Annotated in this window: 16 protein-coding genes and 1 pseudogene; 8 read left to right on the top strand and 9 right to left on the bottom strand. The window is 72.4% G+C overall.

The genetic code is table 11. The features are described from left to right. Nucleotides 1-19: 19 nt before the first annotated feature. The 7 genes and pseudogenes from ATL31_RS14005 to dnaA form a co-directional block, all read right to left on the bottom strand. Complete coding sequence (locus tag ATL31_RS14005; RefSeq protein WP_101396319.1) at nucleotides 20-1,468, bottom strand: protealysin inhibitor emfourin; 1,449 nt, start codon at nucleotides 1,466-1,468, stop codon at nucleotides 20-22. A gap of 83 nt (nucleotides 1,469-1,551) precedes the next feature. Then, the gene (locus ATL31_RS14000) at nucleotides 1,552-2,328 is read right to left on the bottom strand and encodes an enoyl-CoA hydratase-related protein (protein ID WP_101396317.1); all 777 of its coding nucleotides are present in this window, start codon (nucleotides 2,326-2,328) and stop codon (nucleotides 1,552-1,554) included. 137 nt (nucleotides 2,329-2,465) lie between these two features. Further along, a complete protein-coding gene (locus ATL31_RS13995) occupies nucleotides 2,466-3,086 on the bottom strand; it encodes a DciA family protein (protein WP_101396316.1) in 621 nt (206 codons plus the stop codon). After that, the gene (recF, locus tag ATL31_RS13990; protein ID WP_101396314.1) at nucleotides 3,076-4,290 is read right to left on the bottom strand and encodes a DNA replication/repair protein RecF; all 1,215 of its coding nucleotides are present in this window, start codon (nucleotides 4,288-4,290) and stop codon (nucleotides 3,076-3,078) included. The genes ATL31_RS13995 and recF overlap by 11 nt, the downstream gene beginning before the upstream one ends. A gap of 8 nt (nucleotides 4,291-4,298) precedes the next feature. Continuing rightward, nucleotides 4,299-5,378 (bottom strand): annotated as a pseudogene (gene gnd / locus ATL31_RS13985) (phosphogluconate dehydrogenase (NAD(+)-dependent, decarboxylating)); the annotation flags it as partial. Nucleotides 5,379-5,444: 66 nt separating this feature from the next. After that, nucleotides 5,445-6,578: a DNA polymerase III subunit beta gene (gene dnaN / locus ATL31_RS13980; protein WP_101396311.1), complete on the bottom strand. Its 1,134-nt coding sequence runs from the start codon at nucleotides 6,576-6,578 to the stop codon at nucleotides 5,445-5,447. Nucleotides 6,579-7,299: 721 nt separating this feature from the next. Next, entirely contained in the window at nucleotides 7,300-8,817 is a 1,518-nt protein-coding gene (gene dnaA, locus ATL31_RS13975) for a chromosomal replication initiator protein DnaA (protein WP_101396309.1), read from the bottom strand. Nucleotides 8,818-9,185: 368 nt separating this feature from the next. Between dnaA and rpmH the strand changes: the two genes are divergently transcribed. The 8 genes from rpmH to ATL31_RS13935 all read left to right on the top strand — a co-directional run bounded on the left by rpmH (nucleotide 9,186) and on the right by ATL31_RS13935 (nucleotide 15,521). Then, nucleotides 9,186-9,323, top strand: coding sequence for a 50S ribosomal protein L34 (gene rpmH, locus ATL31_RS13970; protein ID WP_013885212.1), 138 nt, complete (start codon nucleotides 9,186-9,188; stop codon nucleotides 9,321-9,323). A 9-nt stretch (nucleotides 9,324-9,332) separates the two neighbouring features. Then, nucleotides 9,333-9,698 carry a ribonuclease P protein component gene (rnpA, locus tag ATL31_RS13965; RefSeq protein ID WP_101396307.1) on the top strand — a complete coding sequence of 122 codons (366 nt, stop codon included), beginning with the start codon at nucleotides 9,333-9,335 and terminating at the stop codon, nucleotides 9,696-9,698. Beyond that, entirely contained in the window at nucleotides 9,695-10,015 is a 321-nt protein-coding gene (yidD, locus tag ATL31_RS13960; RefSeq protein WP_101396304.1) for a membrane protein insertion efficiency factor YidD, read from the top strand. The genes rnpA and yidD overlap by 4 nt, the downstream gene beginning before the upstream one ends. A 59-nt stretch (nucleotides 10,016-10,074) precedes the next feature. Then, nucleotides 10,075-11,208 carry a membrane protein insertase YidC gene (gene yidC, locus ATL31_RS13955; protein ID WP_101396303.1) on the top strand — a complete coding sequence of 378 codons (1,134 nt, stop codon included), beginning with the start codon at nucleotides 10,075-10,077 and terminating at the stop codon, nucleotides 11,206-11,208. A 63-nt stretch (nucleotides 11,209-11,271) separates the two neighbouring features. Continuing rightward, complete coding sequence (locus ATL31_RS13950) at nucleotides 11,272-11,979, top strand: Jag family protein (protein WP_245862471.1); 708 nt, start codon at nucleotides 11,272-11,274, stop codon at nucleotides 11,977-11,979. A 73-nt stretch (nucleotides 11,980-12,052) separates the two neighbouring features. Next, the gene (gene rsmG, locus ATL31_RS13945; protein ID WP_342749479.1) at nucleotides 12,053-12,757 is read left to right on the top strand and encodes a 16S rRNA (guanine(527)-N(7))-methyltransferase RsmG; all 705 of its coding nucleotides are present in this window, start codon (nucleotides 12,053-12,055) and stop codon (nucleotides 12,755-12,757) included. Nucleotides 12,758-13,578: 821 nt separating this feature from the next. Next, on the top strand, nucleotides 13,579-14,475 hold the full coding sequence (locus ATL31_RS13940; protein WP_101396301.1) for a ParA family protein: 897 nt from the start codon (nucleotides 13,579-13,581) through the stop codon (nucleotides 14,473-14,475). Beyond that, nucleotides 14,472-15,521, top strand: a complete 1,050-nt coding sequence (locus ATL31_RS13935; RefSeq protein WP_101396300.1) for a ParB/RepB/Spo0J family partition protein — start codon at nucleotides 14,472-14,474, stop codon at nucleotides 15,519-15,521. The genes ATL31_RS13940 and ATL31_RS13935 overlap by 4 nt, the downstream gene beginning before the upstream one ends. Nucleotides 15,522-15,636: 115 nt before the next feature. Here the strand turns inward: ATL31_RS13935 and trxA are convergent, their stop codons facing one another. Next, nucleotides 15,637-15,963 (bottom strand): thioredoxin, encoded by a 327-nt coding sequence (trxA, locus tag ATL31_RS13930; protein WP_101396299.1) that lies wholly within the window; start codon nucleotides 15,961-15,963, stop codon nucleotides 15,637-15,639. Between the two features lie 98 nt (nucleotides 15,964-16,061). After that, nucleotides 16,062-17,000, bottom strand: a complete 939-nt coding sequence (trxB, locus tag ATL31_RS13925; RefSeq protein WP_101396298.1) for a thioredoxin-disulfide reductase — start codon at nucleotides 16,998-17,000, stop codon at nucleotides 16,062-16,064. Nucleotides 17,001-17,049: the final 49 nt, after the last annotated feature.

Below are 17,049 nucleotides of genomic sequence, written 5' to 3'. Positions count from 1 at the left end.
TTCGTGACGCGCGGCGCGGTCAGCCGTCATGCCGGGCGTCGAGGGTGCGCTCGAGCAGCCCGCGCACGTCGTCGGGCAGGGCCGGCTCGGGCAGCCGCACCGCCAGCGGCGGAAGCGCGCAGGAGACGTCGTAGCAGAAGGCGTCAGGGACGTCGCGGGCCTCACGGGCGGCCTCGGCGACGCTCTGCAGGCGCCCGGTCGCGAGCAGCGAGCGCCAGTGCCGGGTGTCGGCCTCGGGCAGCGCGGCCAGCGGGACGGTGCTCTCGCGGACCATGCCGGCGATGCCACCCGTGCGCCGGACGGTGACCTCGGTGGAGTGCCCGGGGGCGGGAGAACCGCCATCCGGCGGGGAGCCGCCGCCCGGCGTCGGGGCGGGGGCCGCCACCCCCGCGGTGACACCCACGCCCTCCCAGGCCGCCGTGACGGCCGCCGCCTCGGCCGAACCCTGGCCGTAGCGGGCGGAGGCGGCCGCGACGGTCAGGGCCGCGAAGGCCGCGAAGTCGCAGTCGGCCTTGATGTCGCCGGTGATGGCGTCGTACCAGATCCGCCCGGCGACCTCCCAGGCGTTTCCGCCCAGCGCCACCGCCAGGTCGTGGAAGGCCTTGTTGGGGATGCCGGAGTTGGTGTGCACCCCGCCGTTGTCGTCGGAGGTCTCGACGTAGTCGCGCAGGTGCGCCGGCTGCGGGTCCTTGCCGAGCCGCGGGTCGTCGTACGCCGTGCCCGGCGCCGCCATCGACCGCAGGGCGACACCCTGGACCCCGGGCGCCAGCAGGTCGGCGCCGATGAGCCAGTCGGCCTCGGCGGCGCTCTGCCCCAGCAGGCGCTGCTTGACGAGCACCCCGAAGACGTCGGAGACCGACTCGTTGAGCGCCCCCGACTGCCCCTGGTAGTTGAGCCCGGCCGTGTACTGGGTGACCCCGTGGGCGAGCTCGTGGCCGATGACGTCGACGCTGCGGGTGAAGCCCAGGAAGATCGTGCCGTCGCCGTCGCCGAACACCATCTGGCTGCCGTCCCAGAAGGCGTTGTCGTAGTCCCTGCCGTAGTGCACGCTCGCCAGCAGCGGCAGGCCCTTGTCGTCGAGCGAGGCCCGGCCGTACGCGTCGTGCCAGAGCCGCCACGTGGCGCCCAGCCCGTCGTAGGCCTCGGTGACCGCGGCGTCGGCGGTGGCCGGGCCGCCCTCGGCCCGCACCCGGGTGCCGGGCAGGTCGGTGGTCCGGGCCGCGTCGTAGACGGTGCGCTGGGGCGCGTCGCGGGTGGCCCGCGGCGGCGGGGGCGTGGCACCGGGATGCCCGGGCCGCAGCTCGGCCGTGACCCGCCCGCGGCGCAGCTCGGCGTCGACCGCGAGGGTGCGGGCCGCGCGGCCCGCGAGGTCGGGGTCGTCGCTCTGCGCCAGCGCAGCGAGCAGGTACGGCGGGACGATGGTGCAGCACGGGACCGTGAGGTGCGCGGAGCGGGGCGAGGTCGTCATCCCTCCACGATGCCCCCGGGTACCGACACCCGCGACCGGAGCGGCCGTGGTCGCGGGAGCCCGGCGATGCACGACCTCGGCCGTCAGCGTTTCAGCGCCGCCGCCATCCGCTCCTGGGCGATCTCGGAGTGGAAGAGGCGCCCCGACAGCGTCGCGGTGGCCGGCCCCTCGGTGTCGAACAGCCCGACCAGGTCGGCGGTCAGCAGCCGCTTGGCCACCGTCAGCCCCTGCCGGACGCCGGCGCGGAGGTCGTCGAGGACGGCGGCGACGGCGGCATCCATCCCGGCCTCGTCGACGACCCGGGTGACGAGGCCGCCTTCGAGCGCCTCGGCCGCGGTGAACGTGCGCCCGGTCAGGAACCAGTCGGAGGCCGCGCGGGCCGTGAGCCGGTGACGCAGCGGGATGGAGATGACGGATGCCGCGAGCCCGAGGCGCACCTCGGTGAGCGCGAACGACACGTCGTCGCGGCACACCACGAGGTCGGCGCTGGCGACCAGCCCCAGGCCCCCGGCGCGGACGGGCCCGTCGAGCCGGACGACCACCGGGACCGGCAGGGCCGCGATGCGCCGCTGGAGGTCGATGATGCCGAGCGCCGACTGCTCCATGTCGACGGTGGCCGCCTCGGCCAGGTCGGCACCCGAGCAGAACACCCGGTGCGACGAGCGCAGCAGCACCCCGTGCAGCGACTCGTCGTGCGCCACGGCGTCGAGGTGCTCGCCGAGCTCGGCCACCAGGCGGCGGCTCAGGGCGTTGCGGTTGGCCGGGGAGTCGAGGGTGATGACGGCGATGCGGTCGTCGTCGGCGCGCGTGACGAGCGGCGCGTCGGCGGCGGAGGGCTGGGAGGTCGGGTCGTCCACCATCCGACCGACCCTAGTGCCGCCGCCCCCCTCGTCGAAAGGAGGCGACACGCACGGCATCCGGCCCGGACGTCCGCGTGTCACCTCCACTCGACGAGCGGCAGGACCTCCGGCGAGGACCGCCGGCGAGGACCGGCGGTTCAGCCGTAGGTGTCGCGCGGGCCGCGGCCGTCCTGCACCCGGTGCCGCCCGCGGGACCAGGGCGGCGCGCTGGGCCCGACGATGCGCAGCTCGGTGACGGTGCCCTCGCCGACGTCCTCGGCCAGCCGGCCCATCAGCGACGTCTCGAGCATCCGCAGCTGGGTGGCCCAGGCGGTGGAGTCGGCCCGCACCGTGAGCACGCCATCGGCGAAGTCGGTGGGATGGCAGTGCGCCGCGACCTCGGGCCCGACGATGGCCGGCCAGCGCCCGATGACAGAGCCGACGGCGACCTCGGCCGCCCAGCCGCGCTCGGCCACGAAGCGGCCGATCTGGTCGCCGAGCAGCTGCGGGTCGCGGCCCCCGTCCTTGCGCCGGTCGGCCGGGACGTCGCGCTGGCGCCGTCGGGGCTTCAACCCGGGGCGCAGCCCCTTGGCGCGCGCCCCGGCGCGGGCGCGGGCCAGGGCCTCGGCGGTGGCCAGCACCGGGTCGGCGACCTCGGGGCGCACGGCCTCGGGCTCCGCGGCATCCGCCACATCCCCGGCACCCCCCGCACCCCCCGCATCCCCGGCATCCCCGGCGGCCACGTCGGGCTCCGCGCCGTCGTCGGGCTCAGGCGTCATCCGCCACGACCTCCTCGACCGAGCCCAGCGTGACCTTGAAGGTGCGCCCGGCCAGGGCGGCCGGGACGTCCTCGGGCACCGCGGCGGTCACCAGCACCTGCTCGGCGTCGCCCACCATGGCGGCCAGCCGCTCGCGCCGGCCCACGTCGAGCTCGGCGAAGACGTCGTCGAGCACCAGCACCGGGTCGTCGCCGAGGTCGGTGCGCAGCAGCTGGAAGGCCGCGAGCCGCAGCCCGAGCGCGAACGACCACGACTCGCCGTGGCTGGCGTACCCCTTGGCCGGCAGCTCGCCGAGCGAGAGCAGGACATCGTCGCGGTGCGGCCCCACGAGGCACTGGCCGCGCTCGACCTCCTGGTCGCGCACGGCGGCGAGCGACGCGAGGATCTCGTCGTGCAGCTCGGGGATCTCGGGCACCTCACCCGCGGCCAGCCGGGCCGCGGTCCCCTCGCGCAGCGACGAGCGGTAGCTGACCCGGGCGTCGGACTGGCCGTTGCTGACCTCGTCGTAGGCCTTGGCGAGGTACGGCCCGAGGTCGCGCAGCAGCCGCAGCCGCGCGTACAGCAGCGAGGAGCCGACCGTGGCCAGCTGGGCGTCCCAGATCTCGAGGGTGTGCAGCGCGCTCGCGGCCTCCGACGCGGGGTCGAGCGCCTCGGCCCCCGGGCGCGGACGCCGGCCCCGGGCCCGGCGCGAGAGGTAGGGCTGGGCCGACTTCAGCAGGGCCGAGCGCTGCTTCACGATGCGGTCGTACTCCTGGCGCACCCCCGCCCAGCGGGGCTGGCGCGCCACCAGCAGGTCGTCGAGGAAGCGGCGCCGCTCGCCGGGGTCGCCCTTGACCAGCGCCAGGTCCTCGGGGGCGAACAGCACCGTGCGGAGCGAGCCCAGGACATCACGGGGGCGCACCGGCGAGCGCCCGAGCCGGGCCCGGTTGGCGCGCCCCGGCGTGATCTCGAGCTCGACCATCGTCTCGCGGCCGTCCTGCATCACCGCCCCGCGCACCACCGCCCGCTCGGCCCCGGCCCGCACCAGCGGGGCATCGGTGGCCACCCGATGGCTCGACAGCGACGCGAGGTAGCCCAGGGCCTCGACCAGGTTGGTCTTGCCCTGCCCGTTGAGGCCGACCAGGGTCGTGACGCCGGGCTCCAGCGGGAGCTCGGCGGTCGTGTAGCTGCGGAAGTCGGCGACCGACAGGTGCCGGACGTGCACCCTCCCGCTCAGCCCTTCTTCGTCGTGCGCTTCCGCGCGTCGCCGGTGGTGCCCGGGGAGGCGGGGCCGGCGGTGGCCGCCCGCGCGGCCTTCTTGGCCGCGGTCTTCTTCGTGGGGGCCTTCTCCTTGGGCTTCGCGGCCCGGCGGGAGGCATCGGCGCTGGCCGGCCCGGTGGCGTCGGCGGCGCGCAGCTTGCGGCCCTCGGCGAGGGTCATCACCTGGTGGCCGCCGAACCCGCCGCGCAGCGCCGCGACGGCCTGCATCGTCGGCGAGACCTCCTGGCGCGAGGCGAACCGGGCGAACAGCGAGGCCGAGATGACCGGCATCGGCACGGAGAGCTCGATGGCCTCCTCGACCGTCCAGCGGCCCTCGCCGGAGTCGGCGGTGTAGTCGGAGACGTCGTCGAGGGTGGGGTTCTCCTCGAGGGCGTCGACCATGAGGTCCAGCAGCCAGGACCGGACGACGGTGCCGCGGCTCCAGGCCTTGAAGGCCCCCGGGACGTCGTCGACGATGTCCTTCTTGGTGAGCAGCTCGTAGCCCTCGGCGTACGCGGCCATCAGGCCGTACTCGATGCCGTTGTGCACCATCTTCGTGTAGTGCCCGGCGCCGACCTTGCCGGCGTGCACGAAGCCCTCGTCGCGCGGGCCCTCGGGGCGCAGCGCGTCGAAGATCGGCATGGCCTTGCGCACGTTGGCCTTGGTGCCGCCGGCCATCAGGCCGTAGCCGTTCTCGAGGCCCCAGATGCCGCCGGAGACGCCGCAGTCGACGTAGCCGATGCCCTTCTCCTTGAGCAGCTTCTCGTTCTCGAGGTCGTCGGTCCACTTGCTGTTGCCGCCGTCGATGACGAGGTCGCCCTTGTCGAGGAGGTCGGCCAGCGCGGCGACGGTGTCACGGGTGGGGGCGCCGTGCGGCACCATCACCCACACCACGCGGGGGGCCGAGAGCTGCTTGACCAGGTCGGCGAGGCTGGAGGAGTCGGAGACGGCCTTGTTGCGGTCGTAGCCCACGACCTCGTGGCCCGCGCGCCGCAGCCGCTCGCGCATGTTGCCGCCCATCTTGCCCAGGCCGACCAGTCCCAGCTGCATCCGAAGCTCCTCGTGTGGGTGGGGTGAAGCGGTGCGTCCCCAGCAGGCTACTCAGGTCGCGGGCGCGGGTCAGGAGGCGTAGCGGACCGGCATCAGCACGTAGCGGTACGAGGTGTCGGCCTCGCCGTCCTGCTCGGGCTGGCCCGAGAGGACGGCCGGGCGCGAGGCCTGGGTGAACGAGATGCGCGACCAGTCGGTACCGACGGCACCGAGGCCGTCGAGCAGGTACGTGGGGTTGAACGCGATCTCGATCTCGGGGCCGGTGAGGGCGCACTCGACGGCCTCGGACGCCTGCGCGTCGTCGCCGGTGCCGGCCTCGATGGCGACCTGCCCGTCGCTGAACCGCAGCCGGACGGGGGTGTTGCGCTCGGCGACCAGGGCCACGCGCTTGACGGCCTCGACCAGCTCGGAGGTCTTGATGACCGCCTCGGTGTCGGAGGTGGTGGGGAAGATCGAGGAGACCTTGGGGTACTCGCCGTCGAGGAGGCGGGTGGTGGTGCGCCGGCGCCCGGCCTCGAAGCCGACCAGGCCGTCGCCACCGGCGGCGGCGCCCAGCGCCACGTCGATCGAGCCGCTGGCGCCGAGGCTGCGGGCGGTCTCGCTGAGGGTGCGGGCCGGGATGAGGACCACGTGGTCGACGTCGGTGGCGGTGGGGTTCCAGTGCAGCTCACGCATGGCCAGGCGGTACCGGTCGGTGGCGAGCAGCGTCATGGTGTCGCCGTTCACCTCGACCCGCACGCCGGTGAGGATCGGCAGGGTGTCGCCGCGGTCGGCCGCGATCGAGACCTGCGCGACGGCCTGGGTGAAGAGGTGGCCGTCGACCGAGCCGGTGGGCTCGGGGCTGGCCGGCAGGGTGGGGTAGTCGTCGGCCGGCATCATCAGCAGGCTGAACCGCGAGGCACCGCAGGTGACCTGGACCTTGTTGCCCTCGGTGGAGACGTCGATCGGGCGCGCCGGCAGGTTGCGCGAGATGTCGGCCAGGAGCCGGCCGAGCACGAGCACGGTGCCGGCCTCGGCGACGTCAGCGGCGACCGTGACCCGGGCCGAGACCTCGTAGTCGAAGGCGCTGAGCGTGAGGGTGCCGTCGTCGCCGGCCTCGAGGAGGATGCCGGCGAGGACCGGGACCGGCGGGCGGGCCGGCAGCCCGCGGGCCACCCAGGTGACCGCCTCGGCCAGGACGTCGCGCTCGACGCGGAACTTCACGGCATACCGCCCTATCCGGCGCGGCCTGCCGCGCCCATGTGGTGCATCGGGATCGTGCCCGTCCGCACGGGCGCTCGTCGGCGCCCCCGAGGCAGACGGGAGCATGACATTAGTGCACCGGCACCGGGGGCGGTACCGATGTCGCTGCATCCGGTCGGCATGGCTCCTCCCGCCGTGCTCGGAGGGTTCTCTCCTCGTTCCCGGGCGGGTCGCAGCAGGGACCTGATCGGGGCGGACCCCTTCATCTCCAGGTCTCATCGTTGTTGTAGGAGCTGTGGATCCTGTGGACGACTCGCTGTCGGTGCAGGTCAGCGCGGCGCGCCGGGGTGTGGACGGGCCCGGGACGACTCGGTGCACGACGGGCGCTGCCTGTTGACGGCCAGCGGGCGTTCACATCCGGTCCACCGACCGGCGGCGCGTCGTCCACGGCGACCCGCCGTCCGTCCACAGCCGTCCACAGGGCCTGTGGACAACTGGGGGCCTCGGGCGCTGGTGGGACGGCTGGGGCCGGAGTTTTCCACAGGCTTGTACCCATGGGTGGATGACCGTTGTCTAAGGTTGTCGGCCGCGGCCGGGCCGGTGGCGGCCTGCGTCCGTGCGTGTCGGGCGGGCCCGGCGCTCGACCGTGGCGGGGCTCGTCCTGTGGACGGGGTGGGGAGGAGCGGGGGGTTGTCGAAGGTTCGGCTGTGGACGAACCGTGTCCGACGGGGGACGGCGTGCGTCAGCGCGACTGCTGCTTGATCCGGTTGGTCAGCTCGGTGACCTGGTTGTAGATGGCGCGCCGCTCGGCCATCAGCTGGCGGATCTTCTTCTCGGCGTGCATCACCGTGGTGTGGTCGCGGCCGCCGAACTGCTGGCCGATCTTGGGCAGCGAGAGGTCGGTGAGCTCGCGGCACAGGTACATGGCGATCTGGCGGGCGGTGACGAGCACCCGGCTGCGCGACTGGCCCTGGAGGTCCTCGATGGTCAGCCCGAAGTAGGCGGCCGTCTGGGCGATGATCGTCGCCGGCGTGACCTGGCTGGTGGAGTCGTCGGGGATGAGGTCGCGCAGCACGATCTCGGCCAGGCTCATGTCGACCGGCTGGCGGTTCAGGCTGGCGAAGGCCGTGACGCGGATGAGGGCGCCCTCGAGCTCGCGGATGTTGGTCGAGATGCGCGAGGCGATGAACTCGTGCACGTCGTCGGGGACGCTGAGGCGCTCCTGGATGGCCTTCTTGCGCAGGATGGCGATGCGGGTCTCGAGGTCGGGGGGTTGGACGTCGGTGAGCAGCCCCATCTCGAAGCGGCTGCGCATCCGGGCCTCGAAGCCGGTCAGCAGCTTCGGCGGCACGTCGCTGGTGATGACGACCTGCTTGCTGGCGTTGTGCAGGGTGTTGAAGGTGTGGAAGAACTCCTCCTGGGTCTGCACCTTCCCCTGCAGGAACTGGATGTCGTCGATGAGCAGGACGTCGACGTCGCGGTAGCGGCGTTGGAAGTTGGCGGCCTTGTCGTCGCGGATGCTGTTGATGAAGTCGTTGGTGAACTCCTCGGAGTTCACGTAGCGGACCTTGACGTTGGGGAACAGCGCGCGGGCGTAGTGGCCGATGGCGTGTAGCAGGTGGGTCTTGCCCAGCCCGGAGTCGCCGTAGACGAAGAGCGGGTTGTACGCCTTGGCCGGCGCCTCGGCCACCGCGACCGCCGCCGCGTGCGCGAAGCGGTTGGACGCGCCGATGACGAAGGTGTCGAAGGTGTACTTGGGGTTCAGCCGGGTCAGCTCGACCTGCTCGGGCACCTGGGTGCCGGGCCGGGGGCGCCGCATCCCGGGGACCTCGACCAGGGCCGGACGACCGTGGTGGTCGCGACCGGCGCCGCTCTCGTCGTCGTCGATGAGCTCGAGGTCGTGGATCTGCTGGCGCCGGTCGGCGGCCCGCTGGTCGTGCCCCGGGTCGTTGTGGTCGGCGGCGTCGTCCGCGGCGCTCCCGGCACCGGGCTCGCGGCCGTCGAGCGGGAGGTCGGCCAGCGAGGGGTCGACGGTAACGGCCAGGCGGACGTCACGGCCGAGGCGCTCGCTGAGGACGTGAGTGACGCGGTCGCGCAGCCGGGTCTCGACCTGGTCCTTGGTGAAGTCGTTGGGGACCGCGATCAGGGCGGTGTCGTCGAGCAGGCCGACCAGCCGGGCCAGGCCCAGGAACGCGCGCTGCTGGACGGGGATGCCGTCGTCGTCGAGGGCCTCGAGTGTGGCGGTCCACAGCTCGGTCATCATCCTGTCCGCCACGTGTTTCCCGTCCTCGTTCCGCGTATCGTCGCCGTGCGGCACCGTGTACGGGTCATCCGTCCACACGGTTGTCCACAGGTTGTGGGTTCGGCGCGGCGCGGGCGCTCCCCGGAGTGTCGTCGCTGGATCCGCCGATGCTCCGTGCGATGGTAGAGGGTTCCTGGTCCCGTGGCGAACCGGTGCACGGGTTTGGTCGGGGCGCTCCGCTCGGGTACCGTGATGCGGTCTGTTCGTCGGCGTTTTTCGCCTGCCCGCGGCCGCCCCACCACGGGGCTCCCGGGCCTCCGATGACCGCCGATCAGGCACCCCCGACCCGCGGGCCTCCCGGCCCGTCCACCGCGAAAGAGATCATCGTGAGCAAGCGGACCTTCCAGCCCAACAACCGCCGCCGGGCCAAGACCCACGGCTTCCGTCTCCGGATGCGGACCCGTGCGGGCCGCGCCATCCTCGCGGCCCGTCGTCGCAAGGGCCGCTCCGAGCTCTCGGCCTGAGGCCGCTCGGTGCTGCCGGCGCCGAGCCGACTGCGTGAGCGGGCGGACTTCGCGACGGCAGCCCGCGGCCGCGGCAGTGTCCGCGCCGGCTCACGGCTGCTCGTGGTCCACGCCACCCGAACCGACGCGCGTGCGGATTCCCCGCCGCGGGTCGGTTTCGTCGTGTCCAAGGCCGTCGGCAACGCCGTGGTGCGCAACCGCACCAAGCGCCGGCTCCGCTCGCTGGTCGTCCCACTCCTCGGGGGCACACCCGCCGGGGTCGACGTCGTGGTCCGGGCCAACCCGGCGGCTGGTGCCGCGACCTTCGGCGACCTCCAGTCGGCGCTGAACCCGTTGTGGCACAGGGTGATCGGTCGCTTCGGGAGTTCGTCGTGAGCCCCGGCCGGCTGCTGGCATGGCCGGTGCTGGTGCTCATCAAGGGCTACCAGCGCTTCATCAGCCCGCTGCGGCCGCCGACCTGCCGGTACTACCCGTCATGCTCGGCCTACGCCGTCACGGCCATCGAGCGTTTCGGCCCGCTGCGCGGCGGGTGGATGGGTGCGGCCCGGCTGCTGCGCTGCCACCCGTGGGCGGCCGGCGGCGTCGACCACGTGCCCGACCGCGACCCCGGCACCGGCCGGCCGGTGCCGGGCACCACCGGGTCGAAGCCCTACGCAGGAACTCCGGCAGCCCCGGGTTCGTCCCACATCTGACCATCCCGTCACCGCGGTGACATCATCCGCCGGCTCCGGCCGGCCCGTCGAAGGACACCATGGGCGATCTGTTCAACAGCATCCTGGCCCCGATCGAGTGGCTCGTCGCCTGGATCATGTTCAGCTTCCACCAAGCGCTCACCGCCATCGGCATGCCCGAGGCCTCGGGCTGGACCTGGGGGCTGTCCATCGTCGGTCTGGTGATCGTGATGCGGGCGGCGATGATCCCGCTGTTCGTCAAGCAGATCAAGGCCTCGCGCAAGCTCCAGCTCATCCAGCCGGAGATGCAGAAGATCCAGAAGAAGTACAAGGGCAAGACCGATCCCGAGTCCCGTCAGGCGATGACGCAGGAGACGATGGACCTGTACAAGAAGGAGGGGACCAACCCCTTCTCCTCGTGCCTGCCGATCCTGGTGCAGTCCCCGTTCTTCTTCGGCCTCTTCCGCGTGCTGAACGGCCTCCAGAAGATCTCCACGGGGGAGACCGACCCGATCGGGCCCATCACCAAGCAGGTCGCGAGCCAGGCCGAGAAGGCCTCGATCTTCGGGGCGCAGCTGTCCGACCACTTCCTCGGGGCGGACAGGCTCTCGACCCAGATCGTCACGATCGTGCTCATCGTCCTGATGTCGGCCACGACGTTCACCACCCAGCGCCAGCTGATGACCAAGAACATGCCGCAGTCGGCGCTCGACAGCCCGTTCGCGAAGCAGCAGAAGATGCTGCTCTACATCTTCCCGGTCGTCTTCGCCGTCTCCGGTGTCAACTTCCCCATCGGTGTCCTCATCTACTGGTTCACCACCAACGTGTGGTCGATGACGCAGCAGTTCTACGTCATCCGCCGGATGCCGGCGCCGGGCTCTGCGGCCGAGCGGGCCTACCACGAGCGGCTGAAGAAGAAGGGCAAGGCCATCCCGGGAGCCCCGGTGGTCACCGAGGCAGAGGCGGCCGAGATCGACGAGACTCCCGTGGGCCAGCGCGTGCAGCCGAAGTCGAAGAAGCGCGCCAAGGGCTCCGGCAAGGTCGTGGCCCCCGGCTCGGCTGCGGTGAAGGACCCCGCGGCGGCGCCTGCGGCACCGAAGACGGCGCCCCAGCAGAGGGCCGCCGGAACCGTCCGTTCGGCCAAGTCCGGCACGAAGTCCGGTGGGGCCAAGAAGCCCAAGAAGTCCGGGCAGAGCTCGCCGTCGGCGGGCTGACGCCCCCGGGCCGGCACGGCCCGCCCCCAGAACCCCTTCACCCCAGCACCTTTTGGAGAGCCCATGAGTGAGCAGCGCACCGAGGACAGCGAGCACGTCACCGACGAGGCCGCGGCCGTCAGCGACACCCCCGAGACCGTGGTCAGCAGCGATGTCGACACCACCGAGCCAGCGACGGACGTGGCGGACGAGTCCCTGATCGAGCGGGACGAGGACGAGAACGAGGGCGCCGACTCTGACTCTGACTCTGACGAGCGTGCGGGCGACGAGGGCGCCACCGGTAGCCGCCGGGGCGGCCGTCGGGCCCAGCTCGTGCGTGAGGGCGAGGTGGCGGCCGACTTCCTCGAGACGCTGCTGGACATCTGCGACCTCGACGGTGACCTCGACGTGGACGTCGACGGCGACCGGGCCGCGGTGTCCATCGTCGACAGCGAGGACGGCCGGGTGCCGCGTCGCCTCGTCGGACCCGACGGCCAGGTCCTCGACGCGCTCCAGGAGCTCACGCGCCTCGCGGTCCAGTCGGAGACCGGTGAGCGCAGCCGCCTGATGCTCGACGTCGCGGGCCACCGCGCTGAGCGCCGGGCCGCTCTGGTGACCATCGCCAAGGAGGCCATCGCCAAGGTGAAGGACTCCGGCGAGTCGACCTCCCTGTCGCCGATGAGCGCGTTCGAGCGGAAGGTCGTGCACGACGAGGTGCTCGCGGCTGGTCTCGTCTCCGAGTCCGAGGGCTCGGAGCCGCGACGCTACGTCGTCATCGCGCCGACTGCCTGAGGAACCGTTTCACGTGAAACACGACGGGCCAGACCCGATCGAACCGCCGGCCGCACCTTCGGGTGCGGCCGCGGTGTTCGGGGAGCGCCTGGAGCTGGCCGAGCGCTTCGTGGCGATCCTGGCCGACACCGGCGTCTCGCACGGGTTGATCGGGCCCCGAGAGGTGCCGCGCCTCTGGGAGCGGCACGTCCTGAACTGTGCGGTGATCCAGGACGCCTTCCCCGACGGGGCGCGGGTCGTCGATGTGGGCTCGGGCGCCGGGCTTCCCGGTGTCGCCCTGGCGATCGCACGGCCCGACCTCGACATGCACCTGGTGGAGCCCATGCTGCGCCGCACGACCTGGCTCGACGCGGTCGTGACAGAGCTGGGCCTGAGCGGGGTCACGGTCCATCGAGGCCGCGCCGAGGAGCTCGCCGGCACGGTGGAAGCCCCCTGGGTCACGGCGCGGGCGGTGGCGCGGCTCGACAAGCTGGCCCGCTGGTGCGTCCCCTTGCTCAGCCCGGGCGGCACCGTGGTGGCGATGAAGGGACGCAGCGCGGCAGAGGAGCTGGAAGAGGACCGCCGCGCCCTGGCCCGTCTCGGCCTGGCGACGGCGGTGGTGAGCGAGCACGGCGCCGAGGTCCTCGAGGAGCCGGTACTGACGGTCGACCTCACCTTCGGCCCGACGCGGTCCAGCACCCGAGGGGGCCGTACGACGACCGGTCGCCGGAGCGGCAAAGGACCGCGCAGGGGGGCCAGCGGGCCGGGGACGAGCGGCCCCGGACCCACCAGCGTCTGAGGCCTACGCCGGCCCACCGACGGTGCCGTGGGGATGTCCTGGGCGTTGGGTCTGTTTCACGTGAAACAACGTGGTCCCCAGGGCGCGGACGCCAGCAGCGGGCGCCCGTGCTCGGAGTGGATCGGCTCCACCGCGTTTCACGTGAAACACATCGTCGGCGGTGTGCTTGGCCCCGCGTCCGGAGGGCCGCGCTCCCGCGTTTCACGTGAAACGGCACAGTGAACGGGGCACTCCGCCGATCCGCCATCCACAAGTTATCCACCACGTGCCGGACCAGCGGCGCGGGGTGCCGCCGGTGCCAAAGGCGCACAACGGTGCGGCACTTCGCCGCGGGTTCGCCGCGGAGGCGCGCTGACGGGTGACACCGTCCACCGGTTGTCCACAGCGGGGAGGGGCTCTTGGCGTGTCGGGCGGCTGTGGGGTTGGATGGGTTCGTTGTCGTCAAGGAGGGTGGTCGTGTGAGCGCGGTCGCAAGCAGGGAAGCAGTGACCGTCGCGGGGGGCTTGGGTTTCCCTGGTCCGGCCGGAGAACCATCAGGGAGGCTGGGCTGGCCTCGCACCGTTTCACGTGAAACGACATCGACCCCGCATCCCGCCGAGCCGTCGGGTGACGATCCCTCGGCGACCTCCTCGGCGCTCACAACGAGTACTCTCGAGGACGGTGTCGACCGCCGGGTCACCGCCTCCGCCGGGGGGAGCGCGCCGGCTGCCGTCACCGGCAGCCCCGAAGGCGACCGCCGTGACACCAGGTCGCCGGATCGGACCCACGACGACACCGAGGAGCGAGCAGCCATCGCCGCATCCATCCCTGGCGCCGACGCCATGACCCCCCTGGCGCAGGCCGTGGCCGCCGACGCCCGTAAGCGGATCACCCTGAGTGGCCGCACGGTGCCCCGCCCGAGCCGTACCCGCGTGCTGACGGTCGCGAACCAGAAGGGCGGGGTCGGTAAGACCACCACCACGGTCAACATCGCCGCCGCCCTCGCACAGGCCGGCAGCACGGTCCTGGTCATCGACCTCGACCCGCAGGGCAACGCCAGCACCGCGCTCGGGATCGACCACCACTCCGAGGTGCCGAGCATCTACGACGTGCTGGTCGACGGGGAGCCGCTGGCCGACGTGGTGCAGGCCTGCCCCGACATCCCGCGCCTGCTGTGCGCGCCGGCGACCATCGACCTGGCCGGTGCCGAGATCGAGCTCGTCTCGCTCGTCGCGCGCGAGACCCGTCTGCAGAAGGCCGTCGCGGCGTACATCGATCAGCGCGTGGCGGCCCAGGACCAGCTCGACTACGTGCTGGTCGACTGCCCGCCGAGCCTGGGCCTGCTCACCGTGAACGCGTTCGTCGCCGCCACCGAGGTGTTCATCCCGATCCAGTGCGAGTACTACGCCCTGGAGGGGCTCTCGCAGCTCCTGAAGAACATCGAGATGATCCGCAACCACCTCAACCCCTCGCTGCACGTGTCGACCATCCTGCTCACCATGTTCGACGCCCGGACCCGGCTCTCGGCCCAGGTCGCCGACGAGGTGCGTACGCACTTCTCCGAGCAGACCCTGCGGGCGACGGTGCCACGCTCGGTACGGATCTCGGAGGCGCCGAGCCACGGTGAGACCGTCATGACCTACGACCCCAACAGCAGCGGGGCCCTGTCCTATCTCGAGGCGGCCGTCGAGCTCGCCGAACGGGGCGTGCGCGCCCAGACCACGGAGGAGTCCGCGTGAGCGAGAAGCGTCGCGCCCTGGGTCGCGGGCTGGGTGCCCTCATCCCCACCCAGCCGGCCACCGACCGTCCTGTCGACGTGTTCTTCCGCGACCGTGACGAGGGCCCCGCGGGCGCGCAGCAGAACGGGCAGCCCGGAGCGGCCGGCCAGAGCGCCGACGCCGCGGCTCCGGCCGCGTCCAGGCCTGACGGTCCGGTCCTGAAGCCGGTGCCGGGCGCCGAGTTCGCCGAGATCCCGCTGGACGCCATCCGGCCCAACCCCCGCCAGCCGCGCACCGTCTTCGACGAGGACGCGCTGGCCGAGCTGGTGCACTCGATCCGCGAGATCGGGGTGCTGCAGCCCATCGTGGTGCGGCCGGCGCCGGACGCGACCGCCGACAGCGAGGTGCGGTTCGAGCTGATCATGGGGGAGCGGCGCTGGCGCGCGTCACGTGAGGCCGGCAAGGAGACGGTGCCCGCCATCGTGCGGTCGACCGACGAGGACGACCTCCTGCGGGACGCCCTGCTCGAGAACCTGCACCGCAGCGAGCTCAACCCTCTGGAAGAGGCGGCCGCCTACCAGCAGCTCCTCGACGACTTCGGCTGTACCCAGGAGGAGCTGGCCCGCCGCATCGGCCGCTCCCGGCCGCAGATCTCGAACACGCTGCGCCTGCTGAAGCTGCCGCCGGCCGTGGCCCGCCGCGTCGCCGCCGGCGTGTTGAGCGCGGGCCATGCCCGCGCGCTGCTGGCCGTTCCCGACGCCGCCGCCATGGAGCGGCTGGCGCAGCGCATCGTCGCCGAGGGGCTCTCGGTGCGCTCGGTCGAGGAGATCGTGGCGGTGGGCGATGCCGACACCCCGCCCGCTCGTCGCAACACCCCGCGGGCCGGAGGCCGGCGCCCACAGCTCGACGACCTGGCCGCTGACCTGTCGGACCGGCTCGAGACCCGGGTGCGCATCGCCCTCGGCCAGAAGAAGGGGCGCCTGACGGTGGAGTTCGCCTCGGTCGAGGACCTCAACCGCATCCTGTCGGCCATGCACCTGCGCGAGGAGACCGACCGCGCGTCCTGACTGTTCAGCCGAGAACCGTTGCCGCGCAACGGTTCACCAGAAGGCAGTACCTCCGGACCGCGAACGGCCCCGACCCCTCAGGGGGCCGGGGCCGTCGTCGTGCGACGAGCTGTACTCAGCCGAGGAAGGCCTCGAGCTCGCGCAGCAGGACGGGCTTGGGCTTGGCGCCGACGATGGTCTTGACGATCTCGCCACCCTGGTAGACGTGCATGGTGGGGATGCTGGTGATGCCGAGCTTGCCGGTGATCTGCGGGTTCTCGTCGGTGTTCAGCTTGACGACGGTGACCTTGTCGCCGTGCTCACGGGCGATCTCCTCGAGCACGGGGGCGACGGCGCGGCACGGGCCACACCAGGGAGCCCAGAAGTCGACCAGCACGGGCTTGTCGCTCTGGATGACGTCGGCGTCGAAGGTGGCGTCGGTGGTCTGCGAGACGTCTGCCATGGGATGTCCTTTCGTGGCCTGCGGCCGGGGTGGGGCGGTGGTGCGGGGGCGGGGTCCTGGTCCATCCTGCCGGGCGGTGCCGACAGCGGGACCGGGGGTCAGTGGGCCAGGAAGCGCTCGGCGTCGAGCGCCGCTGCGCACCCGGAGCCGGCAGCGGTGATGGCCTGCCGGTAGGTGTGGTCGACGAGGTCACCGCAGGCGAAGACCCCGGGGACGTTGGTCTTGGACGTACGACCCTCGGTGAGGACGTAGCCCTCGGCGTCGAGGTCGACCAGTCCCTTGACCAGCTCGTTGCGCGGGTCGTGCCCGATGGCGATGAACAGCCCGGTGACGGCGAGCTCGCTGGTCTCCCCGGTGACGGTGTCGCGCAGCGTCACGCCGCTGATCTTGCTCTCGCCGTGGATGGCGTCGACCGCACTGTTCCACGTGAAACGGATCTTCTCGTTCGCCTCGGCGCGCTCGACCATGATGCGGCTGGCGCGCAGGGCGTCGCGGCGCACGATGACGGTGACGGAGCGGGCGAACTTCGTGAGGAAGGTGGCCTCCTCCATCGCGGAGTCCCCACCGCCGACCACGGCGATGTCCTGGTCGCGGAAGAAGAACCCGTCGCAGGTGGCGCACCACGAGACGCCGTGGCCGGAGAGCCGCTTCTCGTCGGGCAGCCCCAGCTCGCGGTAGGCGGACCCCATGGCCAGGATGACGGCCCGGGCGCGGTACTCGTTGCCGGCGGAGTCGCGGACCAGCTTGACGTCGCCCTCGAGCTCGACGTGCTCGACGTCGTCCGTCACGATCTCGGCCCCGAACCGCTCGGCCTGCGCGCGCATGTTCTCCATCAGGTCCGGACCCATGATGCCGTCGCGGAAGCCGGGGAAGTTCTCGACCTCGGTGGTGTTCATGAGTGCCCCACCGGCGGTGACGGCACCCTCGATGACCAGGGGCTCGAGGTTGGCACGGGCCGCGTAGACGGCAGCGGTCCACCCGGCGGGGCCGGAGCCGATGATGATGACGTTGCGGACGTCGGAGGTCACGAGACACATCCTGTTGTGGTCGAAACGGCGGAGAACCGCTATATGCGGTGTTGTCGGA

It is taken from the genome of Phycicoccus duodecadis, assembly GCF_002846495.1.
Classification (GTDB): Bacteria; Actinomycetota; Actinomycetes; order Actinomycetales; family Dermatophilaceae; genus Phycicoccus; species Phycicoccus duodecadis.
This window is presented reverse-complemented; position numbering and strand designations above follow the sequence as displayed.